The 26,671-nt window shown below is 65.6% G+C and carries 26 protein-coding genes and 1 tRNA gene; 7 read left to right on the forward strand and 20 right to left on the reverse strand.

Translation table 11 applies throughout. From position 1 onward, the window contains the following. Nucleotides 1-26: 26 nt before the first annotated feature. The 8 genes from M2282_RS08465 to M2282_RS08500 form a co-directional block, all read right to left on the reverse strand. Nucleotides 27-1,046: a hypothetical protein gene (locus M2282_RS08465; RefSeq protein WP_280808335.1), complete on the reverse strand. Its 1,020-nt coding sequence runs from the start codon at nucleotides 1,044-1,046 to the stop codon at nucleotides 27-29. 6 nt (nucleotides 1,047-1,052) lie between these two features. Continuing rightward, a complete protein-coding gene (locus tag M2282_RS08470) occupies nucleotides 1,053-2,546 on the reverse strand; it encodes an MBOAT family O-acyltransferase (protein WP_280808336.1) in 1,494 nt (497 codons plus the stop codon). Nucleotides 2,547-2,619: 73 nt separating this feature from the next. Further along, nucleotides 2,620-3,228, reverse strand: coding sequence for a dephospho-CoA kinase (coaE, locus tag M2282_RS08475; protein ID WP_280808337.1), 609 nt, complete (start codon nucleotides 3,226-3,228; stop codon nucleotides 2,620-2,622). A 10-nt stretch (nucleotides 3,229-3,238) separates the two neighbouring features. Next, nucleotides 3,239-4,204 carry a prepilin peptidase gene (locus tag M2282_RS08480; protein ID WP_280808338.1) on the reverse strand — a complete coding sequence of 322 codons (966 nt, stop codon included), beginning with the start codon at nucleotides 4,202-4,204 and terminating at the stop codon, nucleotides 3,239-3,241. Continuing rightward, nucleotides 4,204-5,433 (reverse strand): type II secretion system F family protein, encoded by a 1,230-nt coding sequence (locus M2282_RS08485; RefSeq protein ID WP_280808339.1) that lies wholly within the window; start codon nucleotides 5,431-5,433, stop codon nucleotides 4,204-4,206. Before M2282_RS08485 ends, M2282_RS08480 begins: the two co-directional genes overlap by 1 nt. A gap of 24 nt (nucleotides 5,434-5,457) precedes the next feature. Next, the gene (pilB, locus tag M2282_RS08490) at nucleotides 5,458-7,191 is read right to left on the reverse strand and encodes a type IV-A pilus assembly ATPase PilB (RefSeq protein WP_280808340.1); all 1,734 of its coding nucleotides are present in this window, start codon (nucleotides 7,189-7,191) and stop codon (nucleotides 5,458-5,460) included. Nucleotides 7,192-7,306: 115 nt separating this feature from the next. Continuing rightward, nucleotides 7,307-7,383 (reverse strand) — tRNA-Pro (locus M2282_RS08495). Nucleotides 7,384-7,435: 52 nt separating this feature from the next. Beyond that, nucleotides 7,436-8,428, reverse strand: coding sequence for a polyprenyl synthetase family protein (locus M2282_RS08500; RefSeq protein WP_280808341.1), 993 nt, complete (start codon nucleotides 8,426-8,428; stop codon nucleotides 7,436-7,438). A gap of 183 nt (nucleotides 8,429-8,611) precedes the next feature. On the opposite strand from M2282_RS08500, the gene rplU reads away from it, so the two are divergent. The 4 genes from rplU (at nucleotide 8,612) to proB (ending at nucleotide 11,560) form a co-directional block, all read left to right on the forward strand. Beyond that, nucleotides 8,612-8,923 (forward strand): 50S ribosomal protein L21, encoded by a 312-nt coding sequence (rplU, locus tag M2282_RS08505; RefSeq protein ID WP_042578903.1) that lies wholly within the window; start codon nucleotides 8,612-8,614, stop codon nucleotides 8,921-8,923. Nucleotides 8,924-8,935: 12 nt separating this feature from the next. Next, nucleotides 8,936-9,196, forward strand: coding sequence for a 50S ribosomal protein L27 (gene rpmA, locus M2282_RS08510; protein WP_013543198.1), 261 nt, complete (start codon nucleotides 8,936-8,938; stop codon nucleotides 9,194-9,196). Nucleotides 9,197-9,267: 71 nt separating this feature from the next. After that, nucleotides 9,268-10,344 carry an Obg family GTPase CgtA gene (cgtA, locus tag M2282_RS08515; protein WP_280808342.1) on the forward strand — a complete coding sequence of 359 codons (1,077 nt, stop codon included), beginning with the start codon at nucleotides 9,268-9,270 and terminating at the stop codon, nucleotides 10,342-10,344. Between the two features lie 76 nt (nucleotides 10,345-10,420). After that, entirely contained in the window at nucleotides 10,421-11,560 is a 1,140-nt protein-coding gene (gene proB / locus M2282_RS08520; protein ID WP_280808344.1) for a glutamate 5-kinase, read from the forward strand. Nucleotides 11,561-11,617: 57 nt separating this feature from the next. On the opposite strand, the gene M2282_RS08525 is transcribed toward proB, so the two are convergent. Both M2282_RS08525 and M2282_RS08530 read right to left on the reverse strand, forming a co-directional pair. Beyond that, entirely contained in the window at nucleotides 11,618-12,211 is a 594-nt protein-coding gene (locus M2282_RS08525) for a CNP1-like family protein (protein WP_280808346.1), read from the reverse strand. Then, a complete protein-coding gene (locus M2282_RS08530) occupies nucleotides 12,159-12,827 on the reverse strand; it encodes an RNA pyrophosphohydrolase (protein ID WP_280808708.1) in 669 nt (222 codons plus the stop codon). The genes M2282_RS08525 and M2282_RS08530 overlap by 53 nt, the downstream gene beginning before the upstream one ends. 145 nt (nucleotides 12,828-12,972) lie before the next feature. Here M2282_RS08530 and M2282_RS08535 point away from each other — a divergent pair, with 145 nt between their 5' ends. Beyond that, the gene (locus tag M2282_RS08535) at nucleotides 12,973-14,718 is read left to right on the forward strand and encodes a proline--tRNA ligase (RefSeq protein ID WP_280808347.1); all 1,746 of its coding nucleotides are present in this window, start codon (nucleotides 12,973-12,975) and stop codon (nucleotides 14,716-14,718) included. Nucleotides 14,719-14,771: 53 nt separating this feature from the next. After that, nucleotides 14,772-15,452 (forward strand): lytic transglycosylase domain-containing protein, encoded by a 681-nt coding sequence (locus tag M2282_RS08540; RefSeq protein WP_280808709.1) that lies wholly within the window; start codon nucleotides 14,772-14,774, stop codon nucleotides 15,450-15,452. 61 nt (nucleotides 15,453-15,513) lie between these two features. Here M2282_RS08540 and M2282_RS08545 read toward each other — a convergent pair whose 3' ends face one another. From M2282_RS08545 to hemA, 6 genes are all read right to left on the reverse strand, one after another. Next, nucleotides 15,514-16,797 carry a hemolysin family protein gene (locus M2282_RS08545; protein ID WP_280808348.1) on the reverse strand — a complete coding sequence of 428 codons (1,284 nt, stop codon included), beginning with the start codon at nucleotides 16,795-16,797 and terminating at the stop codon, nucleotides 15,514-15,516. A 52-nt stretch (nucleotides 16,798-16,849) separates the two neighbouring features. Continuing rightward, nucleotides 16,850-17,359 (reverse strand): cupin domain-containing protein, encoded by a 510-nt coding sequence (locus M2282_RS08550; protein ID WP_280808349.1) that lies wholly within the window; start codon nucleotides 17,357-17,359, stop codon nucleotides 16,850-16,852. Between the two features lie 17 nt (nucleotides 17,360-17,376). Next, nucleotides 17,377-17,703 (reverse strand): Grx4 family monothiol glutaredoxin, encoded by a 327-nt coding sequence (gene grxD / locus M2282_RS08555; RefSeq protein ID WP_013543189.1) that lies wholly within the window; start codon nucleotides 17,701-17,703, stop codon nucleotides 17,377-17,379. A 32-nt stretch (nucleotides 17,704-17,735) separates the two neighbouring features. After that, a complete protein-coding gene (gene prmC, locus M2282_RS08560) occupies nucleotides 17,736-18,584 on the reverse strand; it encodes a peptide chain release factor N(5)-glutamine methyltransferase (RefSeq protein ID WP_280808350.1) in 849 nt (282 codons plus the stop codon). Further along, nucleotides 18,584-19,672 carry a peptide chain release factor 1 gene (gene prfA, locus M2282_RS08565; RefSeq protein ID WP_280808351.1) on the reverse strand — a complete coding sequence of 363 codons (1,089 nt, stop codon included), beginning with the start codon at nucleotides 19,670-19,672 and terminating at the stop codon, nucleotides 18,584-18,586. The genes prmC and prfA overlap by 1 nt, the downstream gene beginning before the upstream one ends. A gap of 97 nt (nucleotides 19,673-19,769) precedes the next feature. Beyond that, on the reverse strand, nucleotides 19,770-21,041 hold the full coding sequence (gene hemA / locus M2282_RS08570; protein WP_280808352.1) for a glutamyl-tRNA reductase: 1,272 nt from the start codon (nucleotides 21,039-21,041) through the stop codon (nucleotides 19,770-19,772). A 111-nt stretch (nucleotides 21,042-21,152) separates the two neighbouring features. Here hemA and M2282_RS08575 point away from each other — a divergent pair, with 111 nt between their 5' ends. Continuing rightward, nucleotides 21,153-21,431: a hypothetical protein gene (locus tag M2282_RS08575; RefSeq protein WP_280808353.1), complete on the forward strand. Its 279-nt coding sequence runs from the start codon at nucleotides 21,153-21,155 to the stop codon at nucleotides 21,429-21,431. Nucleotides 21,432-21,479: 48 nt separating this feature from the next. Here the strand turns inward: M2282_RS08575 and M2282_RS08580 are convergent, their stop codons facing one another. The 4 genes from M2282_RS08580 to ugpE all read right to left on the reverse strand — a co-directional run bounded on the left by M2282_RS08580 (nucleotide 21,480) and on the right by ugpE (nucleotide 26,657). Next, nucleotides 21,480-23,978 (reverse strand): DUF3772 domain-containing protein, encoded by a 2,499-nt coding sequence (locus M2282_RS08580; RefSeq protein WP_280808354.1) that lies wholly within the window; start codon nucleotides 23,976-23,978, stop codon nucleotides 21,480-21,482. A 67-nt stretch (nucleotides 23,979-24,045) separates the two neighbouring features. Beyond that, nucleotides 24,046-24,792: a glycerophosphodiester phosphodiesterase gene (ugpQ, locus tag M2282_RS08585; RefSeq protein ID WP_280808355.1), complete on the reverse strand. Its 747-nt coding sequence runs from the start codon at nucleotides 24,790-24,792 to the stop codon at nucleotides 24,046-24,048. Nucleotides 24,793-24,794: 2 nt separating this feature from the next. Beyond that, entirely contained in the window at nucleotides 24,795-25,802 is a 1,008-nt protein-coding gene (gene ugpC / locus M2282_RS08590) for a sn-glycerol-3-phosphate ABC transporter ATP-binding protein UgpC (RefSeq protein ID WP_280808356.1), read from the reverse strand. 3 nt (nucleotides 25,803-25,805) lie between these two features. Continuing rightward, a complete protein-coding gene (gene ugpE / locus M2282_RS08595; RefSeq protein ID WP_280808357.1) occupies nucleotides 25,806-26,657 on the reverse strand; it encodes a sn-glycerol-3-phosphate ABC transporter permease UgpE in 852 nt (283 codons plus the stop codon). Nucleotides 26,658-26,671 lie beyond the last annotated feature (14 nt).

The following is a 26,671-nucleotide window of genomic DNA, read 5'->3' on the forward strand; positions in this document are numbered from 1 at the left end:
CGGTTTCCTGTCGCGGGATCATAACTTCAGGGTGATTTGGAAGGGGGCGTCGGCAGCACTTCGCGCACGGCCGCCAGCATGCGGTCGCCGAGCAGGAGCTGGCCGTGCATCGACATGTGAGTGTCGTTCGAGAAATAGAAATCGCGCACCTGGGTGTGTTTCTCGCGTGTAAAAGCGTAGAGGTCGGGACCCGTCAGCTTCGATTCGCGGAAGCCCGTTTCGAAATCCTTCGAGTAGTCGGGCTTCAGGTACACCGTGGTCTTGTTGGGGATCACCATCCACATGATCGGGATGGCGGTGTGCGCCTTGGTGAAATCCTTCATCCACTCGAGGTGGGCGGTGGTCAGCGGGCCATTGTCTTCGTCCTCGGCGAAGAAGGGCATCTTGTCGCACAGCCGGTGGGAGAAGTACTTGCAGCCGTCGGGCACAGGGCGCACCCAGGTGTTCCAGTCGAAGTAGGTGTCGGCGGCCGCCTTCTTGGCCTTCCACGTGTTGTAGTACGTGGTGATGCCGGTCATGTACTGCACGTTCCAGTTGGGCGAGGCGTCGGGCACGGTTTCGTCGGGCTTGACGAGGGGATGCGTCATGGCGTCGTAGGGCATGACCATCTTCTGGCACTTGGCGCTGTCCTTGGTGCGGTCGCCCAGCAGGCGCTCGACGCTCTCGATGATGATCAGCTTGCCCTTGAAGCCAGAGCGCTGGATCCATTGGTCGAAGTCGCCGCACAGCGCGTTCTCGTACTGGCCCCAGTAGGTGGTCGAGACACGGTAGCCGGCCGCAACGAGCTTGGACTGCCAGCGGAAGGTCATGGAGAAGCTGTCGCCGATGACCATGATGTCGGCCTGATCGACCGGCGTGCCCTTGAGCAATGCGGGGTCGACCTTGGGCGGGGGCGCGGTCCAGCCGAACTCGCGCTCGGACAGGCGCCCGATCCGCGTGAGGTCGCCGTAGGGAATGGGGCTGGTCAGCGAAACGATCCACAGCCCCATCAGCACGATGTAGCCGATGAAGAAGAACCGCAGCCAGACTTTCGCGGGCATCGTCATGTCGAATCAGAATTGGAAGTAGAGGAACGGGCTGTAGTTGCCCAGCTTCGAGACACACCAGGCAAACAGCGCGAAGGTGCCGATGGCCAGGACTGCGGTCGAGAGCCACGCCATCACCGGCCGGCCTGCAACAACTTTCGGATGCGGAATCCAGCGCTCCAGCGTGATGGTGGGCGGCAGCGCCAGGCAGATGACGATGCCGATCAGCAGCGTCCGGAAGAACTCTGGCTTGCGGAACGGAACCGGACCCAGCTCGCTGAACGCCGACGGCGGTGCACCGTGCAGGCCGAGCATGCCCTTGTAGATGGCCATGGCCGTGTGCATGCCATCGGCGCGGAAGACGATCCAGGCCACCACCACGCAGAGGAAAGTGAGGAACCAGCCCAGCACACGGGCGATGCGGCCGGGCGTGGCGTTGCGCCGCACCTTGGCGTTCCAGAGGTGGTTGATCATGAGGAACAGGCCGTGCAGGGCGCCCCAGATCACGAAGGTCCAGGCGGCGCCGTGCCAGAGGCCACCCAGCAGCATCGTGAGGAACAGGTTCAGGTAGCGCCGCGCCGGGCCCTTGCGGTTGCCGCCCAGCGGCACGTAGAGGTAGTCGCGCAGGAAGGTCGACAGCGAGATGTGCCAGCGGCGCCAGAACTCGATGATGTTGGTCGACTTGTAGGGCGAGCGGAAGTTGAGCGGCAGCTGAACGCCCAGGCACAGCGACAGGCCGACGGCCATGTCCGAGTAGCCCGAGAAGTCGAAATAGATCTGCAGCGTGTAGGCGAGCGCTCCGAACCAGGCGGTGTAGAGCGTGGGCTCGATGCCCTTGTGCACCCCGTTGAACATCATGTCGGCGTACTGCCCCAGGGGGTCGGCGATCAGGAGTTTCTTGGCGAGGCCGAAGACGAAGATCGCGATGCCGATCGCCACCTTGTTCGGGTCGACCCGGTAGGTGGCGTTGTTCGCGAACTGCGGCATCATCTGCGCGTGATGCAGCACGGGCCCCGCGATCAGGTGCGGGAAGTAGGTCACGAACAGCAGGTAGTGGATGAAGCTGCGCTCATGCACCTTGCCCTGCCAGCAGTCGACCAGGAAAGCGATCTGCGTGAAGGTATAGAACGAGATGCCGATCGGCAGCACGATGTGCACCAGCTCGATCGGCGTGAGGCCCGCCGCGACCAGGCCGGCGTCGACGTTTTCAAGGAAGAAGTTGGCGTACTTGAAGACGGCCAGCACGCCCAGGTTGACCACCAGTGCACTGATCAGCAGCGTCTTGCGCTTGCGGTCGTCGCGACCCGGCGCGGGCGACAGTTGCAGTCCGAACCAGTAGTTGACGCAGATGGAGCCCAGCAGCAGCGGCAAGGCCTGCACGCTCCACCAGCCGTAGAAGAAGAGCGAAGCCAGTGCGAGGAAGCCGGCGGCGGCGCGGGCGTTGCGCTTGCCGATCAGGAAGAACCCGATCAGGACCAACGGGAAAAAGACAAAAATGAAGGGATACGAGTTGAAAAGCATCTCGGGGAGGGCACTGCGGCGAGCGCCTTTTTGTCGTAATCGTTATGCGGCCGCGGCAGCGGCAGGTCTCGGATTATCGCGTGGTGGCCGCAGCCCACAGCTTCCAGAGACCTTGCACTTCGGTTTCGAGTTCCTCGAGCGTCAACGACTCGTTGTAAATGACGGCGTCTGCAGCGGCCCGGCGCATGCGGCGCGGCGCCTGCTGGGCGATCACCGCATCGACGGCTGCGGGCGTCCAGCCCGAGCGTGCGATGACGCGCTTGCGCTGGGTGGCTTCGGTGGCGTCGACCACCAGCACCCGGTCCACGATGGCGCGCCAGCGCTCGGACTCGACGAGAAGCGGCACGTCGAACACCACGACGGCGTCTTTGCCTGCGGCAGCAGCCTGTCGCTGCGTTTCCGTGCCGATCAGGGGGTGCAGGATGGATTCGAGGCGGCGCTTGGCGTCGGCATCGGCGAACACGATCTGGCGCATGGCGGCCCTGTCGAGGCCGCCGTCCGCAGCGATGACGGTGCGGCCGAAGGTGACTTCGAGGGCGGGCATCGCGATGCCGCCAGCTTGCGCGATGCTTCTTGCGATCGCATCGGTGTCGACCAGCACAGCGCCTTGGGCAACCAGCAGCGCGGCAACGGTGCTCTTGCCGCTGCCGATGCCGCCCGTCAGGCCGATGCGCCGAACCATGTCGGGTTTCTCAATGGATCAGCGCGCCGAGCGGGAACGCGAAGGGGACCCATTGCCTGACGAGTTCGGGGCCGATCGCGAGGCACACGAGGCCCGCGCCCGCCAGGAAGGGGCCGAAGGCGATCGGGATGTCCTTGTGGGCCAGCTTGCCGACCAGGCGCAGGGTGATACCGATCACGGCGCCCACCAGCGAAGAGACGAGGATGATGGCGATGAGGTAGTCGGCACCGAGCCAGACGCCCAGCGCTGCGAGCAGTTTGAAGTCTCCATAGCCCATGCCTTCCTTGCCCGTGACCAGGCGGTAGGCATGGTACACAAGCCAGAGGCTCAGGTAGCCGAACACGGCGCCCCACACGGCCGAGCTCAGGGGCACGCCGGTCCAGTCCATGGCCGCACCGATGAGGCCCAGCCAGAGCAGGGCGTAGTTCAGCGAATCGGGCAGGAACTGGGTGTCGAAATCGATCAGGAATTGGCAGATCAGCAGCGCTGCGAATGCCGCCCACAAAGCGCCAGCAGGCGTGAAGCCGAAGCGCCAGCCGCACAGGGCGAAGAGGGCGCCCGTGATCAGTTCGACCAAGGGATAGCGGGGGCTGATCGAGGTCTTGCACGAAGCACAGCGGCCGCGCAGGAAAAGGTAGCTCAGGACGGGGACGTTCTGGTACCAGCGAATCTTGTGGCCGCAGGCACCGCAGCGCGACGCGGGGCGGGTGAGATCGAAGGGCGGGAGGTTCTCGATCGCCGTTGCAGCCTTGTCCGCCGCGGTTTCGAGCCCCGCGGGCGGCGTGGTCTTCGGGCCGAAGACCAGCGACCAGAGCGAGGGCACGTCCTTCGACGTCATCAGGTTGGCGACCGCATCGGACAGCCACTCCCGGTACATCATGACCGGCGTTCGGTAGATGACCACGTTCAGGAAGCTGCCGATCAATAGCCCCAGCACGCCGGCCAATGCGGCGTCGAACCCTTGCGAAACCAGCATCAGACGACTTGGCCGAGCTTGAAGATGGGCAGGTACATCGACACCACGATGCCACCGATGATCGTGCCGAGGAACACGATGATGATGGGCTCCATCAGGCTGGAGAGGCCGGCGACCATGTCGTCCACCTCGGATTCGTAGAAGTCGGCCGCCTTGCCCAGCATGTGGTCGATGGAGCCGGATTCCTCGCCGATGGAGGTCATCTGGATCACCATCGAGGGAAACAGGTTGGCGTTGGTCATGGCGGTCGTGAGGCTGGTGCCGGTCGAGACCTCCTGCTGGATCTTGGCAGTGGCATCGCCATAGACGGAGTTGCCGGAAGCCCCTCCCACGGAATCCAGCGCTTCGACCAATGGCACACCGGCCGCAAACATGGTGGCAAGCGTTCGCGTCCACCGTGCGATGCAGGATTTTTCAATCAGCGTGCCAAAAATCGGTATGCGCAAAACCAAGCGGTCCATGAACTTTTGCATGCGCTCGTTGCGCTTCCATGCCTGCATGAAAAAGTAAAACCCGCCGCCGATGCCCCCGAAGATCAGCCACCAGTAAGACACGAAGAACTCGCTCATGGCCATCACGAACAGTGTCGGGGCGGGCAGGTCGGCACCGAACGAGGTGAAGACCTGCTTGAAGGCCGGAATCACGAAGATCATGATGATCGCGACCACCACGAACGCGACAACGACGACGGAAGTCGGATACATCAATGCCGACTTGATCTTCGACTTGATCGCCTCGGTCTTCTCCATGTAGGTGGCAAGACGGTCCAGCAGATCTTCCAGGATACCGGCCGCTTCGCCCGCTTCCACCAGATTGCAGTACAAGTTGTCGAAATACTTCGGAAACTTGCGAAAAGCCGCCGACAGCGACGTGCCGGTTTCCACGTCGCTTCGAATGTCATTGAGAAGCTTTGACACGCTTGCATTCGCGTTGCCGCGGCCGACGATGTCGAAGGACTGCATCAACGGGACGCCGGCCTTCATCATGGTGGCGAGCTGGCGCGTGAAGATCGCGATGTCCTTGGGCTTGATGGCCTTGCCCGAGCGCATGCGGCGCTTCTTGATCTTGGAGGCGAGCACGCCTTGACGGCGCAGCGCGGCCTGCACCTGGTTTTCGCCGGCGGCCCGGAGTTCACCGCGCACCAGCTTGCCGTTGCGGTCCTTGCCTTCCCATTCGAAGACGAATTCCTTGTGCGTGACTTGGGTGCGGGAGGATGCCACTGTTGCCATTCGATCTCCGGTATTCAGTGTTCGTTATTCATTGGTGCAGGCCACCACTTCTTCGAGCGAAGTGAGACCCTGCTTGACTTTTCCGAGACCCGACTGGCGCAGCGAGCGCACGCCTTCACGCTCGGATTGCTGGGCGATGTCCAGCGCGCTGCCATCGCGCAGGATGATTTCCTGGATGGCTTCGGTGATCGGCATCACCTGGTAGATGCCGACCCGGCCCTTGTAGCCGCTGCTGCATGCCGAACACCCCACGGGGCGGTAAGGCTTCCATGAGCCGTCGAGGTCTTCTTCCTTGAAGCCTGCTTCGAGCAATGCTTCGCGCGGAATGTCGGCCGGCACACGGCATATCGTGCAAAGCCTGCGCGTGAGGCGCTGTGCGGTGATGAGAATCACGCTCGATGCGATGTTGAAGGGTGCGATGCCCATGTTGCGCATCCGCGTGAGCGTGGTTGGCGCATCGTTGGTGTGCAGCGTCGAGAGCACCAGGTGGCCCGTTTGCGCGGCCTTGATCGAGATATCGGCAGTTTCAAGGTCGCGGATTTCGCCGACCATGATGATGTCGGGATCCTGGCGCAGGAAAGCCCGCAATGCCGTGGCAAAGGTCAGCCCGGCACGTTCGTTGACGTTGACCTGGTTGACGCCCGGCAAGTTGATTTCGGACGGATCTTCTGCCGTCGCAATGTTGACGCCCGGCTGGTTCAGCAGATTCAGGCAGGTGTAAAGCGACACCGTCTTGCCCGAGCCCGTGGGGCCGGTGACGAGCACCATGCCATAAGGCCGGCCGATCGCGTGGAGGAGTCGTTCCTTTTCGACGGCGTCGTAGCCCAGCGCATCGATGCCCAGGCGGGCGCTGCTGGGATCGAGAATACGCACCACGATCTTCTCGCCGAACAGCGTGGGCAACGTGCTCACGCGAAAGTCGATCACGCGGTCCGGCCCGATCTTGAGCTTCATGCGGCCGTCCTGCGGCACGCGCTTTTCGGAGATGTCGAGCCGCGAAATGACCTTGATGCGCGACGCCAGCTTGTCCTTGATGACCGTGGGCGGACTGGCAATTTCGCGCAGTTCGCCATCGACCCGGAAACGCACGCGGTAGTGGTGCTCGTAGGGCTCGAAGTGGATGTCGGAAGCGCGCATGCTGACGGCGTCCAGCAGCATCTTGTGGAGAAAGCGCACGACCGGCGCATCCTCCACTTCGGCAACTGCCTGTTCGCTGACGTCGTTCGATGCGTCGGACGACGCGTCGTCGAATTCGAATTCGGTACCGACGATGCTGTTGATGGTCTCCGCTGCACTCGCGGCGGCGGCATCGATCATTCTCGAGAGCTTGTCGTACTCGGCGATGACCCAGTCCACGCCCATCTGCGAGGCGAACTTGATCTTTTCCGCCGCCTGCTGGTCCGAGGGGTCGGCTGTTGCGACGATGAGACGGTTGTTGCGCTTGCTGAGAACGACGATGCGGTACGCGTGGCAGAGCTTCGGATCGAGCAGGTCCTTGGGCAGGCGCTGGTGGTCGATGGCGTCGAGATCGAGCAACGGCGCGCCGAAGGCGGTGGAAAGCGTGTGCGCCAGATCTGCTGCGGAAACAGCGCCGGTACCGGTCAGCTCTGCGATGAAGCTGGTGCGGCCGCTCAGGGACTTCTGGTAGATGTCCTCCGCGATCTTCGCGGGCAACTTGCCGGCCGAAACCAGTGCGCGCGCCAAGCCCGGCAGGGCAACTTGCGAGAGTTCTTTAACTGGAAGTTCGGCAGCGGCCATTCAGCGAATTGCAAAAGATGTGAGAAAGTGCTTCACGATCATCGCTCATCGCCCCCGTGCTGTAAATCGCTACACAGCAACAGGCGTGGCCATTATTTATGCCAGCCGTGAAGGCTGGTCGGGGTGAGAGGATTCGAACCTCCGGCCTCTACGTCCCGAACGTAGCGCTCTACCAGGCTAAGCTACACCCCGATTGGTTGCAAGAAAAAGAAGTCGTCCTAGATGCCAACTCTGGTGAGGTGTTTCAGGCACGTCGCTCAAGCAACTGAGCCGCCAATTGTAGCAAACCGGAAGCATGCGAATTGGACGGGAAGTCGCGCAGCGCATCAATTGCGCGTTTTGCTTCAGCTGCCGCAGCCGCGCGAGACGCATCCAGGGCGCCGGTTTCGCGAACGATCTCCACCACCTTGCCCAGCTGCGCCGTATCGCCCGCCTCGATGGCGGCGCGCACCAGTCCGCTTTGCGCCGGGGTGCCACGCTGCATGGCAAAGATCAGGGGAAGCGTGGTCTTGCCTTCACGAAGGTCGTCGCCGACGTTCTTTCCGGTTTCATGGGCATCGCCTGCATAGTCCAGGACATCGTCGATCACCTGGAAGGCCGTGCCCAGTGCCTGCCCATAGGTGGCGCAGGCGTCTTCGGTTTCCGGCGAGGCGCCTGCCAGCACGGCGGCGAGCCGGGTGCTGGCTTCGAAAAGCTTGGCGGTCTTCGAGCGGATCACGCGCAGGTATGCTGTTTCGTCCAGCGACGCGTCGTGCATATTCATGAGCTGAAGGACCTCGCCTTCGGCGATCACGTTGGTCGCTTCAGCCAGGATTTCCATGACACGGATGTTGTTTGCGTCCAACATCATCTGGAATGCGCGCGAATACAGGAAGTCGCCGACCAGCACGCTGGCCGGATTGCCGAACGACTCGTTGGCGGTTGCGCGACCGCGCCGCAGGGTCGATTCGTCGACCACGTCGTCGTGCAGCAAGGTGGCGGTGTGGATGAACTCCACCACGGCGGCCAAGTTGAAGCGCTGGTCGCCTGTGTAACCCAATGCGCCCGACATCAACAGCAGCAGCGCGGGCCGCAGGCGCTTGCCGCCGGCGGAGATGATGTATTGGGAAACCTGGCTGACCAGCGGCACGCCCGTGTCGAGGCGGCGCGCGATCACGCGGTCGACTTCGACCATGTCGCCGGCAATCAGGTCCAGCACGGTGGCGGTGGGGGAGGTGTCGGCGGCGGGGACTTGCAAAGCGGAGGCGCGGCGCGCTGCTGAAGATGAAGGCGACCCGGGGGTCGGAAGGCGCAAATTATAGGGAGGGCGGCCTGCTTGCCGGGGCTCGATCGAGGCAGGGGGTGTTAGCGAACACAAACCGCGCTATAATTTTGGGCTCTGCGGAATTCGCTGCGGAGACTCATTTCTAAGAGGTCTTACATGTACGCGGTCATAAAAACCGGCGGCAAGCAGTATCGCGTTGCTTCCGGCGAAAAAATTAAAGTAGAACAGATTGCTGCGGACGTAGGCCAGGAAATCGTGATCGACCAGGTTCTGGCTGTCGGAAACGGCGCTGAAATCAAGGTTGGCACGCCCCTGGTGTCCGGCGCAACGGTGACAGTCACGGTACTGTCGCACGGCAAGCACGACAAGGTCGGCATCTTCAAGATGCGCCGTCGCAAGCACTATCAGAAACGTCAAGGCCATCGCCAGCAGTTCACCGAACTGCAAATCGGCGCGATCGCCGGCTAAGGAGCACATTCCATGGCACAGAAAAAAGGCGGCGGCTCAACGCGAAACGGGCGCGATTCCAAGCCCAAGATGCTCGGCGTGAAAGCGTTCGGCGGCGAACTGATCAGCGCAGGCTCGATCATCGTGCGTCAGCGCGGCACCCAGTTCCACCCCGGCGTGAATGTCGGCGTGGGCAAGGACCACACGCTCTTCGCCCTGGTCGACGGCCACGTGTCGTTCGGTCACAAGGGTGCGCTCAACAAGCACATGGTCAACGTGACCCCCGCGGCGTAAGCCTCGCGTCACTTCGACCAGCCCGAGGCCCCGCTTTGCCGGGGCTTCTTCATTTGTAGACTGGACATCCCATGAAGTTCGTAGACGAAGCCTTCATCGACATCGCCGCCGGCGATGGCGGCAACGGCTGCGTGTCGTTCCGTCATGAGAAGTACAAGGAATTCGGCGGCCCCAATGGCGGCGACGGCGGCCGCGGCGGCCACGTGTTCGCGGTGGCCGACTCGAACCTCAACACCCTGGTCGATTTCCGCTATTCGCGCCGGCATGAAGCCAAGCGCGGCGAGCACGGCATGGGCTCCGACATGTTCGGCGCAGCGGGCGACGACATCACGCTCAAGGTTCCGGTCGGCACGATCATCAGCGATGCCGAAACGGGCGAAGTGCTGTACGAACTCCTGACCGAAGGTGAAGTCATCACCATCGCCAAGGGCGGCGACGGCGGCTTCGGCAACATGCGTTTCAAGAGCGCCATCAACCGCGCGCCGCGTCAGAAGACGCCCGGCTGGCCTGGTGAAAAGAAAAGCCTGAAGCTCGAACTGAAGGTGCTCGCCGACGTCGGCCTGCTCGGCATGCCGAATGCGGGCAAGTCGACGCTGATCAGCGCCATCTCGAACGCCCGGCCCCGCATCGCGGACTATCCCTTCACCACCCTTCACCCGAATCTCGGCGTCGTGCGCGTCGGTCCGGAGCAGAGCTTCGTGGTGGCCGACCTGCCCGGCCTGATCGAAGGCGCGTCCGAAGGCGCCGGCCTCGGCCACCTCTTCCTGCGCCATCTGCAGCGCACGCGGCTGTTGCTGCATGTGATCGACATGGCCCCGTTCGACGATGCCGTCGACCCCGTCGCCCAGGCCAAGGCCATCGTGGGCGAGCTGAAGAAATACGATGCCGCGCTGTTCGAAAAACCGCGCTGGCTCGTGCTGAACAAGCTCGACATGGTGCCCGGCGACGAGCGCGCGGCGCTGGTCAAGGACTTCGTCAAGCGCCTGCGCTTCAAGGGTCCTGTGTTCGAGATCTCGGCGCTCACGCGCGAGGGCTGCGAGCATCTGGTGCAGGCCGTCTACCAGCAGGTCAAGGCCCAGCAGGTGGCGGAACAGGTGCCGGTCGAGGTCGATCCGCGCTTTGTCCAGCTGCCGCCCGATCCGGCCTGAGTGCGGCACGGCATCGGAATCGATGCTCCTCGACAGATCACAAAATCAGCAGCATTCACGACCGCGACACCCCTCCATGACCTCGAATTCCGGATCCACTGCCTTGCGGGATGCCCGCCGTATCGTCGTCAAGGTGGGCTCCAGCCTCGTGACCAACGAGGGCCGCGGTCTGGACGAAGCCGCCATCGGCGAATGGTGCCGGCAGCTCGCCGCGCTGGTGCGCGAAGGGCGCGAGGTTGTGATGGTGTCCAGCGGCGCCATCGCCGAGGGCATGAAGCGCCTTGGCTGGCGCACGCGGCCGCATGAAATTCACGAGCTCCAGGCTGCCGCAGCCGTCGGGCAGATGGGCCTGGCCCAGATGTACGAGACCAAGTTGCGCGAAAACCAGATCGGCAGCGCCCAGGTCTTGCTGACGCACGCCGACCTCGCCGACCGCGAGCGCTATCTCAATGCGCGCTCGACCCTCGTCACGCTGCTGCGCCTGGGCGTGGTGCCGGTCATCAACGAGAACGACACCGTCGTCAACGACGAGATCAAGTTCGGCGACAACGACACGCTCGGCGCGCTCGTGGCCAACCTCGTCGAAGCCGATGCGCTGATCATCCTTACGGACCAGAAGGGCCTCTACACGGCCGATCCGCGCAAGGACCCGGACGCCAGGTTCGTGCACGAAGCCGCCGCAGGCGACCCGGCACTCGAAGCCATGGCAGGCGGCGCGGGCTCCAGCATCGGCCGCGGCGGGATGATCACCAAGATCCTGGCGGCCAAGCGCGCCGCGGGCTCGGGCGCCTCGACCGTGATCGCCTGGGGCCGCGAGGCCGACGCCTTGCTGCGCCTCACGCGCGGCGAATCCATCGGCACGCTGCTCGTGGCGCAAACGGCCAAGCACCAGGCACGCAAGCGTTGGATGGCCGACCATCTGCAACTGCGTGGCGCCGTCGTCGTCGACGCAGGCGCCGCGGCCAAGGTGCGCGCCGAAGGCAAGAGCCTGTTGCCGATCGGCATGACTGGCGTGTCGGGCGAGTTCTCGCGCGGCGACGTGATCGCGGTGCGCGACGCGGAGGGCGTCGAGCTGGCGCGGGGCCTGGCCAACTACTCGAGCGTGGAGGCGCGGCTGTTGTGCCGCAAGCCTTCGGCGGAGTTCGAGCGCTTGCTGGGCTATGTGGCCGAGCCGGAGATGGTCCACCGCGACAACATGGTGCTGATGCCCAGCTGATCGGCAAACAAGAACGGGGCCCAAGGCCCCGTTCGTTCATCTACCCCTGCAAGGTGCTTATTGCACTTCGCGAATCGGATTGCGGATGTTCTGCACCATCTCGCCGACCGAGCTGCGTGGCGCATTGCCGCGGCAGATGCCCTGGGTCGACAGCGCCACCGTATAGCGCGAGTTCATGTCTTTGATGCGCTTCCATTCCTGCTTCGTCACTTCCTGCCATGTGCCGTTGTTGTAGCGCGCATAGCTCTTCATCTCGGCGGTCGAGCAACGCACGCCTTCGTAGAAGGCATTGACGGCGCCGCCGCTGCGGTTGCTGGCCACCACCACATAGCGCACGATGCCATCGGGCGTGATCGTGATCGTTCCCGGATCGATGCCGAACTTCAGGCTCATGTACGGCGGCATCTCGATCGGCAGCAGGCGGCTTTCGCTGAAGGCCGGCGGCGGTGGCGCTGCGGTTTCTTCCCACTCCTTGTCCGTCTCGGACCGCTTGGGCGGAGGCGCCGAGCCTGCCTGTGCCCAGTCGGGGTTGTCGGTGTCGTACTTGCCCGTGCCGCACCCGGCGAGGATGCCGAAGCAGGCCAGAAGAAGAACGCGCTCAGCGTTGCGTCGGAAAGAAGGGCGCGTTGTTGCTGGGGAGAGGAGGTTCATCGCTCGCGGAAGGAATGTCGGGATGCGGGTCGAAACTGCCGCCGGGCGGCAGGTCGAGGCCCGCGGGCGCTCCAGCGTCCAGCGGATGGCGCTCGAATTCTCGGGCGCGCACGTTGCTGCGCAGGAAGCGGTTGCGGAAATCCTGCCGAGGCAGGTAGCGAGCAAGCTCGGTGAGCGCCATCTCGTAGACGCCGCGCTTGAACTCGACGACAACGTCGAGCGGCACCCAGTAGTCATGCCAGCGCCAGGCGTCGAATTCGGGATGGTCGGTGGCACGCAGGTTCAGATCCCAGTCGTGGCCGGTGAGTTGCAGCAAATACCAGATTTGTTTCTGGCCCTTGTAGTGGCCCCGTGCGTCACGGCGGATGAACCGATCCGGCACCTCGTAGCGCAACCAGTCGCGGGTACGGGCCACGATGCGCACATGCTCCGGATGGAGCCCCACTTCCTCATGCAGTTCCCGGAACATGGCTTGCTCGGGACTTTCGCCGCGGTCTATGCCGCCTTGCGGAAACTGCCAGGAATGCGTGCGTATGCGTTTGCCCCAGAAAACCTGGTTTCTCTGGTTGAGCAGGATGATGCCGACGTTGGGCCTGAAGCCGTCCCGGTCGAGCATAATCAAACCCCAATTTTTGAACTGAGTCGATTATGCATGCCGGGTTGCCCTCGGCAAGCTGCGATGCAGGCTCTCAGGGTCTCTCCGGGGGAGCAGTCCCCCACTTCCGAACGTCGAATCCAGCGAATTCAGCACACCGATCCCGATGAAAGCTTCCCGATTTTTTGTCTCCACCCTCAAGGAAGCGCCTGCCGATGCCGAGGTCGCGAGCCACCGGCTGATGATGCGGGCCGGCATGATCAAGAAGCTCGGCACGGGCATCTACACCTACATGCCGATGGGGCTGCGCGTGATCCGCAAGGTCGAGGCGATCGTGCGGGAAGAAATGAACCGCGCCGGCGCCGTCGAGCTCGCCATGCCGGTCGTGCAGCCGGCCGAGTTCTGGCAGGAGACCGGCCGCTTCGAGAAGATGGGGCCCGAGCTCCTGCGCATCAAGGACCGGCATGACCGCGACTTCGTGATCCAGCCCACCAGCGAAGAGGTGGTGACCGACATCGCCCGCCAGGAAATCCGCAGCTACAAGCAGCTGCCGAAGAATTTCTACCAGATCCAGACCAAGTTCCGCGACGAGCGCCGTCCGCGCTTCGGCCTGATGCGCGGGCGCGAATTCATCATGAAGGACGCCTACAGCTTCGACCGCGACCTCGATGCGGCCAAGGCCAGCTATCAGGTCATGGCGCAGGCGTACCGCAACATCTTCGACCGCTTCGGCCTGCGCTACCGCGCCGTCGCGGCCGACAGCGGCGCCATCGGCGGCGACCTGAGCGAGGAGTTCCAGGTGATCGCCGCCACGGGCGAAGACGCCATCGTCTACTGCCCCGACAGCGATTACGCCGCCAACATGGAAAAGGCCGAAGCCCTCGCTCCGGCCGGCCCGCGGCCCGCGGCAGCCAAGTCGCTCGAGAAGACGCCGACCCCCGGCAAGAGCACCTGCGCCGACGTGGCCGAGCTGCTCGGCGTGCCGCTCGCAACCACCATCAAGTCGCTGGTGCTGGCCACCGACAACCTCGACGAGGCCGGCAACCCGAAGGGTTCGCAGGTCTGGCTGCTGCTCTTGCGTGGCGACCACGACATGAACGAGATCAAGGTCAGCAAGGTGCCGGGCCTGGACCAGGGCTTCCGCTTCGCCACGCTCGCCGAGATCGACGAGCACTTCGGCTGCAAGCCCGGCTACCTCGGCCCGCTGAACCTGAAGAAGCCCGTCAAGCTGGTTGCCGACCGCGAGGCGGCCGTGCTGGCCGACTGGATCACCGGCGCCAACGAGGTCGATTTCCACATGACCGGCGTCAACTGGGGCCGCGACCTGCCCGAGCCGGAAATCGTGGCCGACCTGCGCAACGTGGTGGCGGGCGATGCCTCGCCCGACGGCAAGGGACTGCTGGCCATCGAGCGCGGCATCGAGGTCGGCCATGTCTTCGTGCTCGGCACCAAGTACAGCAAGGACATGAACGCCACGTACCTGGACGAAGGCGGCAAGCCGCAGCTGCTCGAGATGGGGTGCTACGGCATCGGCATCACCCGCCTGCCTGCCGCCGCCATCGAACAGAACCACGACGAGCGCGGGATCATCTGGCCCGACGCGCTGGCGCCGTTCACCGTGGTGGTCTGTCCGATCGGCATGGACCGCAGCCCCGAGGTCAAGGTGGCCGCCGAGGCGCTCTACGAGGAGCTGCTCGCCAAGGGCGTCGACGTGCTGCTGGACGACCGCGGCGAGCGCCCGGGCGCGATGTTCGCCGACTGGGAACTGATCGGCGTGCCGCACCGCGTGGTCATCTCCGACCGCGGTCTGAAGGAAGGCCAACTGGAATACCAGCACCGCCGCGACACGGCCGCCACGAAGGTGCCATCGGCCGGCATCGCCGACTTCATCGCCGGCAAGCTCGCCGCATGAGCTTGCCCGGCCGCTGCAACGACGACCCCGGAGCAGCCGCCGAGGCGGGTGGCATGGCCATCTCCCGGCGCAGGTGCCTCGGCGTCGCCGCGGCTTCGGGCGTCCTGTCGCTGGCAGCGCTGCCGCAGGCCGCCTTTGCCGGCGCCCAGATCGAAGAGCCCCTGATCGATTCGGTGCGCACCGCGCTGAGTTCGGCCATCCACAACAAGGCGCCGCCGGTGCCGGAATTCACGACCACCGAGGCGCGCCTGGCCTACCTGCGCTGGCTCGGCGAAATGAGCGAGCGGCTCAAGAAGAAGATCGCCGACTGGCCCTCGCGCAAGGAATTCCTGCAGACCGCCTGGTACGAAGCCAAGCGCTCGGGGCTCGACGTGAGCTTGGTGCTCGGGTTGGTGCAGGTCGAGAGCAACTTCCGCAAGTTCGCCGTGTCGAGCGCCGGTGCGCGCGGCTACATGCAGGTCATGCCGTTCTGGACCCGCGTGATCGGCGACAGCGATTCGGCCAAGCTGTTCCACATGCAGACCAACCTGCGCTTCGGCTGCGTGATCCTGCGCCACTACCTCGACCGCGAGAACGGCGACCTGTACATGACGCTGGGCCGCTACAACGGCAGCCGCGGCAAGTCGCCGTACCCGAACGCGGTGTTCGCGAACCAGCGGCTCTGGGCCTACGACGACAAGGCGCGCGAGCTCGAAAGAGATCGCGAACGCGAAAAGGCCCGTTCGGCAGCTTGAATCTCACTTTCGCGAATAGGCGAAAGCGGCCCTGCCCAGCGGCGCGAGCCAGGACTTCGCGCTAGGTTTTTGTGACCATGACCTGGTCGATGCGGTAGCTGTCGACGTCCATCACCTCGAAGGTGTAGCCGGCCCAGGTCACGCTGTCGGTCCGCTTGGGCACGCGGCGCAGCATCACCATCAAAAAGCCCGCGAGCGTCTCGTATTCGTCGGCATGCGGCAGTTCGTCGATCTGCAGCGCGCGCTGCACGTCCTGGATCGGCGTCACGCCGTCGATCAGCCACGAGTTCTCGTCGCGCTTCACGATCTGCTCCTCGTCGGGCATCGTCACCAGGTCGCCCATCACCGTGCTCATCACGTCGTTGAGCGTGATCACGCCCACCACCAGGCTGTACTCGTTGACGATGATCGCGAAGTCTTCGTGCGCCTGCTGGAACTGCTCGAGCACCTCGGTCAGCGAAAGGCGGTCGGGAATCACCAGCGCCTTGTGCAACGTGAGGCCCTGGTCGAAGGCCAGCGGCTGGCCGCTCAGCACGCGCTGGAACATGTCCTTGGCATCGACGTAGCCGAGTACGTGGTCGATGTCGCCGTCGCACACAGGGTAGGCCGAGAAGGGCTCGGCCACGATGCGGGCGCGCAGCACCGATTCCGGGTCGTCGTGCAGGAACCAGGCGATGCTGTCGCGCGCCGTCATCACGCTGCTCACGAGCCGCGTGTCGAGCTCGAACACGTTGGCGATCACCTGCTGTTCGCGCACCGCGAGCACGCCGGCCCGCGCGCCGGCCTCGGTCATCGCGAGGATGTCGGCCGAGGTGATCTTGTCGTCGCGCGCCATCGGCATGCCGAGCACCTTGAACAGCAGGTCGGTGCAGCGGGTGAAGAACCACACCAGCGGCTTGAAGGTGGTGATCAGCACCAGCATCGGCCCGACCATGCGCACCGCGATGCGCTCCGGGTTGCTCATGCCGAGCCGCTTGGGGAACAGGTCGGCAAACACCAGGAACACCGCGATGACGATCACGAACGAGCACAGGAAGGCGACGTTGGCGGAAGCATCCACGCCGAGCCACCGCTCGAAGAACATGGCGAAGTACGGGCTCAGCGAGCCTTCGCCCACGACACCGCCGAGGATCGCCACCGCGTTGAGGCCGATCTGCACCACGGTGAAGTAGTGGCCGGGCTGCTCCTGCACGCGCAGCACGCGCTCGGCGCGCGGGTCGCCCTCGTCGGCCATCTGGCGCAGGCGCAGGCGCCGCGAGGCGGCCAGGGTGATTTCGGCAAGGGAGAAGAACGCGCTCATCGCGATCAGCAACACGATGATGAGCAGGCTTTGGGTGAGGTTCATTGTGGCACGGCGAAGAGCGCCATGGTGCCATGACTCGGCCCGCGAAAATCCCTCAGACGCCGCCGTGCGGATGGGTCGGATCGACCCAGAGTACCGATTCGGGTTTTTCGACGGGCTCGATGTCGAGGTTCACGGCCACTGCCTCGCCATCGCTGCGGCACAGCACGCATTCGAGCGTCTCGGTCGCGCTGGCGTTGATTTCCTGGTGCGGCACATAGGGCGGCACGTAGATGAAGTCGCCCGGTCCGGCTTCGGCCGTGAACTCGAGCTTCTCGCCCCACCGCATGCGGGCCCGGCCGCGCACGACGTAGATCACCGATTCGAGGTGCCCGTGGTGATGCGCACCGGTCTTGGCGTCGGCATGGATGGTCACCGTGCCGGCCCAGAGCTTCTGTGCGCCCACGCGGGCGAAGTTGATGGCGGCCGCCCGGTTCATGCCGGGCGTCTGCGCCGTGTTGGCGTCGAGCTGGTTGGCTCCGATCACGCGCACGCCGTCGTGCTTCCAGGCGGGGCCTTCCTCGCCTTCATGCGAGTGGCCGTGGTCCGCGTGATCGTGGCTCATGGCGAGCCGGGGCGGAATCAGGCGGGGTTGCCGTTCAGCACCTGCTGCAGCTCGCCCGATTCGTACATCTCCATCATGATGTCCGAGCCGCCGACGAATTCGCCCTTGACGTAGAGCTGGGGAATCGTGGGCCAGTTGCTGTATTCCTTGATGCCCTGGCGGATGCCGTCGTCTTCGAGCACGTTGACGGTCTTGAGCGTCTTGGTGTCGACGCCGACGGCCTTGAGGATCTGGATCGCGCGGCCCGAGAAACCGCACATCGGGAAGCTGGCATTGCCCTTCATGAAGAGCACGAGTTCGTTGGTTTTGACGAGGTCGTCGATGCGTTGCTGGGCGTCGGACATGGGGACTCCTGAAAAGTGGGGGCTGAAGGGGATTATTTCACCGCGCGCCAGATTGCGCCCGAGCAGCGCTGGATGCCTGCCAGGTCGTCCCGGCTTTGGACTTCGGCGAAGCCGCGGGTTTCGAGCAACTGACGCACGGCGGGGGCTTGGTCATGGCCGTGTTCGAGCAGCAGCCAGCCGCCCTCGGCGAGGTGATCGGGGGCGGCCTGGACGATCTGGCGGATGTCGTCGAGCCCGTCCGGGCCCGCGACCAACGCGGAGGAGGGCTCGTGCCGCAGCGCGGGCAAATGCAGGTCGTTGGCGGCGATGTAGGGTGGATTGCTGGCAATGACCGCGTAGCCGTCCGCGGCGCCATCGAGCCAATTGGCTTGGGCAAAACGCACCGGCAGTCCGAGGCGCCGGGCGTTTGCCCCCGCGACGGCCAGCGCGTCGGCACTGGCATCGACCGCATCGACCTGCGCATCGGGGCGCGCATGCTGCAGCGCCAGCGCGATCGCGCCGCTGCCCGTGCCGAGGTCGAGCACGCGCGGGGCGGTGCGGCCTTCGAGGCATTGGAGGGCCCAGTCGACCAGCGTCTCGGTGTCCGGGCGAGGCACCAGCACCCGCGCGTCGACCTGCAAGTCGAGGCCGTGGAATTCCTTCGTGCCGATCAGATAAGCCACCGGTTCGCCCGCCAGGCGGCGCGACAGCTGCGCCGCAAGCCCCACCCATGCGGCGTCGGACAAGGCATCTGTGTCGTGCGCCAGCAGCCAGGCACGGTCGTGCGGTGCGCGGCCCAGTGCGTGCAGCAGCAGCAACTGGGCATCGAGCCGGTCGACGCCCAGGGCCACGGCCGCAGTGAGCGCCTGCGCCACGGTGGACGGTGCGGTGGCTTCGGTCATCACGCGGGCAGGCTCGATTCCAACTCGGCCAGCTGCTCGGCCTCGCGTGCGGCGCGCAGCGCCTCAAGCACATCGCCGAGATCGCCTTCCATGATCGCCAGCAGCTTGTAGAGCGTGAGGTTGATCCGGTGGTCGGTGAGCCGCCCTTGCGGAAAGTTGTAGGTACGGATGCGGTCCGAGCGGTCGCCGCTGCCGATCAGGCCCTTGCGCATCGCCGCATCCTTGGCGGCGCGCTCGCTGCGGTCCTTCTCCTGGATGCGCGCCGACAAAACCTGCAGCGCCTTGGCCTTGTTGCGGTGCTGGCTGCGGTCGTCCTGGCACTCGGCTACGATGCCGGTCGGGATGTGCGTGATGCGCACGGCCGAGTCGGTCTTGTTGATGTGCTGGCCGCCGGCGCCGCTCGCGCGGTAGGTGTCGATGCGCAGGTCGGCCGGGTTGATCTGCACCGCCACGGTTTCGTCCGGCTCGGCCAGCACGGCGACCGTGCAGGCGCTGGTGTGGATGCGGCCTTGGGTCTCGGTGGCCGGCACGCGCTGCACGCGGTGGCCGCCCGATTCGAAGCGCAGCTTGCCGAAGACTTCCTCGCCCACGATGCGGATCACCACTTCCTTGTAGCCGCCCAGTTCGCTCGCGCTCTCGCTCACGATCTCGCAACGCAGGCCCGCGCGCTCGCAGTAGCGCGTGTACATGCGCAGCAGGTCGCCCGCGAACAGGGCCGATTCGTCGCCGCCCGTGCCAGCGCGGATTTCCATGAAGGCGTTGCGCGCGTCGTCGGGGTCCTTGGGGAGCAGCAGGCGCTGCAGTTCCTCTTCGAGCTGTACCAGTTCGGCTTCGGCACCGGCAATTTCCTCGCGTGCCATCTCCGCCATGTCCGGGTCGTCGAGCATTTCCTTCGCGCCGGCGATGTCGGCCTCGCGCTGCCTGTAGCGCTCGTAGCGGCCGGCGATCTGCGTGATCTCGGCGTGCTCGCGCGAGATGGTGCGGTACTGCGCCATGTCGCTCATGATGTCCTCGCGCGAGAGCAGGAAGTCGAGCTCGCCCAGGCGCTGGACGTAGCGTTCGAGTTGGTGGCGCAGAAAGGATTTCACGGAAGAAGAGCTCGGAAAAATGGGGGATGGATGCCGCGTGCAGCGGCAGGGCGCCTGGAGGCCGCGGCACGCAGGGCCGGGCCGCTGACCAGCGTCGCTAACGCTCTTTGCGCAGGAACAGCCGCGAGATGGTCTGCGCCGTCTGCTCGCGCGCTGCGGCATCGCCCGAATGCAGTTCGGCCATGGCGCCGTGCATCATCTTCTGCGTGAGCCCGCGCGACATCGCCTCGAGCACCGCATCGACCGATTCGCCCTTGGCCAGGAGCTTGCGGGCGCGCGCCATTTCGGCGGCGCGCCATTCGTCGGCCTGCGCGTTGAGCTGCTGGATCAGCGGCACGCTGCCGCGCTGGCCCAGCCAGTGCATGAAGCTTTGCACGCCAGCGTCGATGATCACTTCGGCCTGCGCCACCGCGGCCTGGCGGTTGGCCTGGCCCTGTTGCACGACCTGCGCCAGGTCGTCGACGGTGTAGAGGTAGACGTCTTCGAGCGCCTTCACTTCGGGCTCGATGTCGCGCGGCACGGCCAGATCGACCATGAACATCGGGCGGTGCTTGCGCGCCTTGAGCGCGCGCTCGACGGCGCCCAGGCCGATGATCGGCAGCGTGCTCGCGGTGCAGCTCACCACGATGTCGAATTCGGCGAGCCGCGCCGGCAGGTCGGCCAGCCGCATCGCCTCGCCGCCGAAGCGCGTGGCGAGCTTTTCGCCGCGCTCCAGCGTGCGGTTGGCAATGGCGATGGACTTCGGCTCCTTGGCCGCGAAGTGCGTGACCGCGAGGTCGATCATTTCGCCCGCGCCGACGAACAGCACCCGCGTCTTGCGCAGGTCTTCGAAGAGTTGCCCGGCCAGCCGCACCGCGGCGGCGGCCATGCTGATGGAATGCGCGCCGATCTCGGTGGAGGTCCGCACTTCCTTGGCGACCGCGAACGAGCGCTGGAACAGCTGGTTGAGCGTGGTGCCCAGGGCGCCGACGTTCTCGGCCGCGCGCACCGCGTCTTTCATCTGGCCGAGGATCTGGGCTTCGCCGAGCACCATCGAATCGAGTCCGCTGGCCACGCGGAAGACGTGGCGGGCCGCCTCGTCGTCGTGCAGCGTGTAGGCATGCGAGCGCAGCAGGGCGGGGGCGACGCCGCCGCTCTCGGCCAGCCAGCCGACCGTGTGGTCGAGCGCGATGTGCTCGGAGGCGCAGTAGATCTCGGTGCGGTTGCAGGTCGAGATGATCGCGGCTTCCACCTGGGGGTGCCGGCCAGTGGGAAAGGAGCTGCGCAGGCTCTGCAGCGTCGGGGCGATCTGATCGAGCGCGAACGCAAAACGACCGCGCAGATCGAGCGGCGCGGTCGTGTGGTTCAAGCCAAGAGCCCAGACTGACATGGCGTGATTATAAAATCAGCGGCCGCACGAGGCTTGACGAGGGACAAATGGCTTTCCCTATAACAGCCATAACCTTCGCCACATGGTGGCGCCCTGTCCCACCCCTGCCCGATGGACCTGCCGGCCCTCCTCGATCACCTGCTTAATTTTGTGGCACCCGCCGCGTTCGTCGCACTGGTGCTGGTCCTGGTGGGCCGGTTGCTGGGCGGGCGCCGCACGGGCGTTCCGCGCTGGTGGATGCAATGGGCGATCACTTTCGCAGCCGGCGTCGGGGTCCTCGTCGTCGGCCTGATGGCGTTCGGGCGCGACGGGGCAATGACGACCTACGCAGCGCTCGTGGCGGTCTGCGGCACCGTGCAATGGCTGGCGATGCGCGGCTGGCGCGGCTGAAACCGTTCAGGCCAGCCGGCAGGCTTTTGGACACGAAAGGGCGAAGGCTCAGGTCGGCATGCCCGGGATCGGCGAGTTCTGCGTCGCGGGCGCCGGCGCGGCCGCAGCAGGCTCGGTGGGTGCCATCATGAAGGTGGTCGGTGTGGCCATCGGCAGCCCGGCCTTCTTGAGTTCGTCGAGGATCACGAACAAAAGGTCGCTGCGCACGCCGCCCGCCAGGCGCGGGCTCGCCACATAGGCGATGGCCTGGAAGATCAGGAGACCGTTCTCGATGCCTTCCAGCGTGAGCGAGGGCGCCGGCGTTTCCAGCACGCCTTCGTGCGCGCGGCAGGCTTCCAGGATCAGGTCGCGCACGCGCTGCGCATCGGTGGTCAGCGGCATCGGCAGGCGAATAAGCACACGGCCTTCGGCATTCGACAGCGTCATGTTGCGGACGGTCTTGGTGATGAACTCCGAGTTCGGCACGATCAGCGTCGAGCGGTCGCCCAGCACGATTTCGGTGGCGCGGACGTTGATGCGCCGCACGTCGCCTTCGGCCGTGCCCAGCACGACCCAGTCGCCTACCTTCACCGGCTGTTCAGCCAGGAGGATCAGCCCCGAGATGAAGTTCTGCACGATCGCCTGCAGCCCGAAGCCGATACCCACCGACAGCGCGCTCGCCACCCACGCGATGCGCTCGATGCCGATGCCCAGGGCGGAGAGTGCGAATGCGATCACCATGATGCCGCCCACGTAGCCCAGCAGCGTGGTGAGCGAGCTCTGCATGCCCGGCTCCAGCTTTGTGTTGGGCAGGTAGCTGCGCTCGAGCCAGCGCTTGAACACCCGCAGCACGATGAAGCCGACCACCGCCACCGCGATGGCGCTGAAGATGGCGCCCGGCACCAGCTGGAACTCGCCCACCTTCACGCCGGTGCCGAACTTGCCGCTGCGCTGGAACACCTCGCCCGGCCCGGTGCCCAGTGGCGCGGCCAGTGCGATCAGCATGTAGAAGAACAGGCCGACCCGGCTCAGCCCCGAAAGCACGGTGGAGGCCTGGTCCAGGGTCTGCGGCGCCAGGTTGAAGCTTTTCTGCAGCTTCTGGCCGAACGCGCTGCGCGAGGACACCAGCGCCATGAACAGGTCGTCGGCGAACTTGAACAGCACGTAGAACGCCGCGGCCACGATGCCGCTCCAGGTGAGCTGCGAGGCCAGGAAGCTCGCGAGCGCCACATAGCCCACGGCCACCAGCACCCAGATCGCGATGACCAGCGCGCCGATCAGCGCGACCAGCAGGCCGACCCACATCGGCCGCTCGGGCAGCCCGGCCTCGGGCGCGTCGGCGCGCAGCGCCTTCAGGCGATAGACGACGATGCCGATCAGCGCGGTGAGCAGCAGCGCCGTCAGCACATGCGTGGTCACCACGGCGGCGAAGCTGGCGTCGATGAGCGCGTTGATCTCCGCGGGCGTCCAGGCGAGCGCGGCCACCAATGCCACCAGCCACGGCAGCACCGACAGGCGCTTGGCCGTGGCGTCGGGAATGGGCGGCAGGCGCCAGGACGGACGGGCCGCCGCCAGCAGCGCGCGCCCCAGGCCGATGACGAACGCCATGAAGGTCAGCGCCTGCGCCGTCGATTGCAGCGCCTTGCGCGCCTGCGCATCCCAGGTCGCATGGGCCTTGAGCACTTCCACGAAGCCGTGCGCAGCCACCGCGACCAGGAGCACGTGGCTCGCGACGATGGCGATCACCAGCAGCGAGCGGCGCAGCCGCCCGGCGGGAAGCACGCGCATCGCCAGGCGCGTCAGCCCGCGTTCGGCGGCCCAGACGCCCAGCCATGCGAGCAGCAGGGCGCCGACGAGCGCGGCGATCACCGCCGTGCGGCTCTCGGGCTGCCATGCCTCTTCGAACCCGTCGCCGAGCGCCGACCCTATGGCCTGCAGCCGGGCGATGTCGTCGGGCCAGGCCTCGCGCAGATCGTTCCAGAAGGTGCCGGTGAGCGGCGAGGCGGCGCGGCTGGTGAGCTCGGCCTCGAACTGCTGGCGCCGTTGCAGCACCAGGTCGGCGGCGCGCTGGCGCACGTCGATCGACAGCAGCTTGGCAAGGCGGATGTCGGCGTCGAGCGCATTGCGCTCCTTGGTCAGTTGCGCACGCTGGCGCGTGATGTTGGGATCTTCGGTGGCGCCGGCGGCAGGCGGGTTGCCCAGTTCGCCCAGCCGCGCGTTCAGGTCGGCCAGGTCGCCGGTGCGGGCGGCGACGAACTTGTCGGCCTGCAAGCCGATGTCGTTGATCTGCGCAAGCTGCTTGCGCGCATCGTCCTCGCCATTGGTTGCGGTGCCTGCAGCGGCTGTGGCCCCGGGCACGGGCGCAGCCTTGGCGAATTGCGCGCGCAGCTCGGCGATGGTGGGCGCCGGCGCTGCTGCTGCGGCGGTATTGGCTGTGTTGTTGGGATTGCCGTTGCCGGCGTTCATGCTGGCATCCGGCTGCGCGATGGCGCCACCGCACATCAACAGGGCCAGCAGGGCCAGGAAGGCGGGAAGGCAGAAGCCCGCCAGGCGAGAGGTCCGTTTCATGGCCGCATCATAGAAGCCGCCACCTCGTAAGAACCGGTAAGAAGTGCAGCTGCTGCCGGTGGCAGCCTCAGCCGGCGGGACTGAACAGGTCGACCCGGTCCGTGATGATGCCGTCGGTGCCCAGCGCGATGAGCCGCTGCGCGGCCCAGTCGTCGTTGACGGTGTAGCTCAGCGATCGCATGCCTGGGCCGTGCACCTGCGCGACGGTCGCGGCATCCCACAGCGCGTGGTTGCAGACGACGGCCTGGCAGCCCAGGTCGCGCGCGGTGTGGACCCAGCCGTTCCACAGCGTGTCGAGCAGCAGGCCGCGCGGCAGTTCGGGCTGCGTGGCTGCGGCGCCCTTGAGCGACTCGACCTGGAACGAGGTGAGCAGCGGCGCAATGGCCGCGCCCTGCCAGAGACGGGCCGCTTCGCGCGCCACGACCTCGCCGGTCTCGCGCTCGGCGCCGGGCGTGGGCTTGATCTCGATGTTGAGCAGGTAGCCGTTCGCCAGGCAGAAGCGGGCCAGGTTTTCCAGCGTGGGCAGCGGCTCGCCTGCGAAGGCGCGCGAATGCCAGCCGCCCGCGTCGAGCTGCGAAAGCGCGCTCCAGGGTTGCTGGCCGCCGATGCCGTGGCCATTGGTGGTGCGTTCCAGCGTGGCGTCGTGCATCAGGAAGGGCACGCCGTCGGCGCTGAGCTTGGCATCGCACTCGAACATGCGGTAGCCGTGCGCCGCGCCGAAGCGGAAGGCGGCAAGCGTGTTTTCAGGCGCCAGCTTGCCGGCGCCGCGGTGCGCGACCCAGCGGGGGTAGGGCCAGGGGCTGCGTTCGGCCATCGTCAGTCTGCGCGTTTGCCCGATCCGGCGTCGAACCAGTGCAGCTTGTCCTCGCGGGCTGCGATTTTCACCGTGTCGCCCGCGACCGGCGGGTGATCGCCTTCGTCGGTGCGCATGATGATCTGCTCCTCGCCGATGCGGCCGTACACCAGGCGCTCGGCGCCCAGCAGTTCGACCTGCTCGACCTGCACCGTCCAGCCGTTTTCGTCGAGCTTCATGTGCTCGGGGCGGATGCCCAGGATCTGGCCCGCACGCACGCCGGGTGCGTGCCTGAGCAGGTTCATCGGCGGCGAGCCGATGAAGCTCGCCACGAAGGTGGTGGCGGGGCGGTTGTAGACCTCTTCGGGCGTGGCGAACTGGTCCATCACGCCGCCGTTCATCACGATGATGCGCTGTGCCAGCGTCATCGCCTCGACCTGGTCGTGCGTGACGAAGAGCGAGGTGATGCCGAGTTCGCGGTGCAGCTTCTGGATTTCGAGGCGCGTCTGCGCGCGCAGCTTGGCGTCCAGGTTCGACAGCGGTTCGTCGAACAGGAACACCTGCGGCTGGCGCACGATGGCACGGCCCATGGCCACGCGCTGGCGCTGGCCGCCGGAGAGCTCGCGGGGCTTGCGCTCGAGCAGGTGGGCCAGTTCGAGGATCTTGGCCGCCTTGTCCACGCGCACCTTGATCTCGGGCACGGGCACCTTGGCGATCTTCAGGCCGTAGGCCATGTTGGCGAAGACGCTCATGTGCGGGTAGAGCGCGTAGTTCTGGAACACCATGGCGATGTCGCGCTCGGAGGGTTCGAGGTCGTTCACCACGCGCCCTCCGATGAAGATTTCGCCGGCCGAGATTTCCTCCAGGCCGGCCACCATGCGCAGCAGCGTCGATTTGCCGCAGCCCGAAGGCCCGACGATCACGACGAATTCATGGTCGGCGATCTCGGCGCTCACACCGTGGATGACCTGGTTGGCCTTCGGCCCGTGGCCGTAGCGCTTGATGACGTTGCGTAGGGAGAGTGCAGCCATAACTTATTTTTCAGTGTCCACAAGGCCCTTGACGAACCACTTTTGCATCAGCACCACCACCAGCGCGGGCGGCAGCATCGCGAGGATGGCGGTGGCCATCACGACGTTCCATTCGTTCTGCCCGTCGCCGCCGGCAATCATTCGCTTGATGCCGACCACCACGGGGTACATGTCTTCGCTCGTGGTCGCCAGCAGCGGCCAGAGGTACTGGTTCCAGCCGTAGATGAACTGGATCACGAACAGCGCCGCAATCGAGGTCTTCGACAAGGGCAGCAGCACGTCGAAGAAAAAGCGCATGGGGCTCGCGCCGTCCATGCGCGAGGCCTCGGTGAGCTCGTCGGGCACCGTGAGGAAGAACTGGCGGAACAGGAAGGTCGCCGTGGCCGACGCGATCAGCGGCACCGTGAGGCCCGCGTACGTGTTCAGCATGTTCAGGTCCGACAGCACCTTGTAGGTGGGCAGGATGCGCACCTCCACCGGCAGCATCAGCGTCACGAAGATGGCCCAGAAGCAGATCTTCTTGAACGGAAAGCGGAAGTAGACGATGGCGAAGGCCGACAGCAGCGAGATGGAGATCTTGCCGATGGCAATCACCATTGCCGTCACGAAGCTCACCCACATCATGTGGGCCACGGGGGCGTTGGAGCCCGCGCTGTTCTCGCGCCCGAAGAGCGCGCCCTTGTAGCTGTCGACGATGTTGGCGCCGGGCAGCAGCGGCATCGGCGCCTGCACGATCTCTTGCGCGGTGTGCGTGGAGGCCACGAACGCCAGGTAGAGCGGGAAGGCGACGATGAAGACGCCCAGGATCATGATGACGTGGGCCAGGATGCCCTGCGTTCCGCGCCGCTCAACCATGTTGCGCTCCGCCG

This window comes from Variovorax boronicumulans (assembly GCF_029892485.1).
Lineage (GTDB): Bacteria > Pseudomonadota > Gammaproteobacteria > Burkholderiales > Burkholderiaceae_C > Variovorax > Variovorax boronicumulans_B.

What these genes read in the sequence shown, in the direction of transcription:
- M2282_RS08465 (WP_280808335.1), bottom strand. Translation starts at nt 1,046, where the DNA reads ATGACGATGCCCGCGAAAGTCTGGCTGCGGTTCTTCTTCATCGGCTAC.
- M2282_RS08470 (WP_280808336.1), bottom strand. Translation starts at nt 2,546, where the DNA reads ATGCTTTTCAACTCGTATCCCTTCATTTTTGTCTTTTTCCCGTTGGTC.
- coaE (WP_280808337.1), bottom strand. Translation starts at nt 3,228, where the DNA reads ATGGTTCGGCGCATCGGCCTGACGGGCGGCATCGGCAGCGGCAAGAGC.
- M2282_RS08480 (WP_280808338.1), bottom strand. Translation starts at nt 4,204, where the DNA reads ATGCTGGTTTCGCAAGGGTTCGACGCCGCATTGGCCGGCGTGCTGGGG.
- M2282_RS08485 (WP_280808339.1), bottom strand. Translation starts at nt 5,433, where the DNA reads ATGGCAACAGTGGCATCCTCCCGCACCCAAGTCACGCACAAGGAATTC.
- pilB (WP_280808340.1), bottom strand. Translation starts at nt 7,191, where the DNA reads ATGGCCGCTGCCGAACTTCCAGTTAAAGAACTCTCGCAAGTTGCCCTG.
- rplU (WP_042578903.1), top strand. Translation starts at nt 8,612, where the DNA reads ATGTACGCGGTCATAAAAACCGGCGGCAAGCAGTATCGCGTTGCTTCC.
- rpmA (WP_013543198.1), top strand. Translation starts at nt 8,936, where the DNA reads ATGGCACAGAAAAAAGGCGGCGGCTCAACGCGAAACGGGCGCGATTCC.
- cgtA (WP_280808342.1), top strand. Translation starts at nt 9,268, where the DNA reads ATGAAGTTCGTAGACGAAGCCTTCATCGACATCGCCGCCGGCGATGGC.
- proB (WP_280808344.1), top strand. Translation starts at nt 10,421, where the DNA reads ATGACCTCGAATTCCGGATCCACTGCCTTGCGGGATGCCCGCCGTATC.
- M2282_RS08525 (WP_280808346.1), bottom strand. Translation starts at nt 12,211, where the DNA reads ATGAACCTCCTCTCCCCAGCAACAACGCGCCCTTCTTTCCGACGCAAC.
- M2282_RS08530 (WP_280808708.1), bottom strand. Translation starts at nt 12,827, where the DNA reads ATGCTCGACCGGGACGGCTTCAGGCCCAACGTCGGCATCATCCTGCTC.
- M2282_RS08535 (WP_280808347.1), top strand. Translation starts at nt 12,973, where the DNA reads ATGAAAGCTTCCCGATTTTTTGTCTCCACCCTCAAGGAAGCGCCTGCC.
- M2282_RS08540 (WP_280808709.1), top strand. Translation starts at nt 14,772, where the DNA reads ATGGCCATCTCCCGGCGCAGGTGCCTCGGCGTCGCCGCGGCTTCGGGC.
- M2282_RS08545 (WP_280808348.1), bottom strand. Translation starts at nt 16,797, where the DNA reads ATGAACCTCACCCAAAGCCTGCTCATCATCGTGTTGCTGATCGCGATG.
- M2282_RS08550 (WP_280808349.1), bottom strand. Translation starts at nt 17,359, where the DNA reads ATGAGCCACGATCACGCGGACCACGGCCACTCGCATGAAGGCGAGGAA.
- grxD (WP_013543189.1), bottom strand. Translation starts at nt 17,703, where the DNA reads ATGTCCGACGCCCAGCAACGCATCGACGACCTCGTCAAAACCAACGAA.
- prmC (WP_280808350.1), bottom strand. Translation starts at nt 18,584, where the DNA reads ATGACCGAAGCCACCGCACCGTCCACCGTGGCGCAGGCGCTCACTGCG.
- hemA (WP_280808352.1), bottom strand. Translation starts at nt 21,041, where the DNA reads ATGTCAGTCTGGGCTCTTGGCTTGAACCACACGACCGCGCCGCTCGAT.
- M2282_RS08575 (WP_280808353.1), top strand. Translation starts at nt 21,153, where the DNA reads ATGGACCTGCCGGCCCTCCTCGATCACCTGCTTAATTTTGTGGCACCC.
- M2282_RS08580 (WP_280808354.1), bottom strand. Translation starts at nt 23,978, where the DNA reads ATGAAACGGACCTCTCGCCTGGCGGGCTTCTGCCTTCCCGCCTTCCTG.
- ugpQ (WP_280808355.1), bottom strand. Translation starts at nt 24,792, where the DNA reads ATGGCCGAACGCAGCCCCTGGCCCTACCCCCGCTGGGTCGCGCACCGC.
- ugpC (WP_280808356.1), bottom strand. Translation starts at nt 25,802, where the DNA reads ATGGCTGCACTCTCCCTACGCAACGTCATCAAGCGCTACGGCCACGGG.
- ugpE (WP_280808357.1), bottom strand. Translation starts at nt 26,657, where the DNA reads ATGGTTGAGCGGCGCGGAACGCAGGGCATCCTGGCCCACGTCATCATG.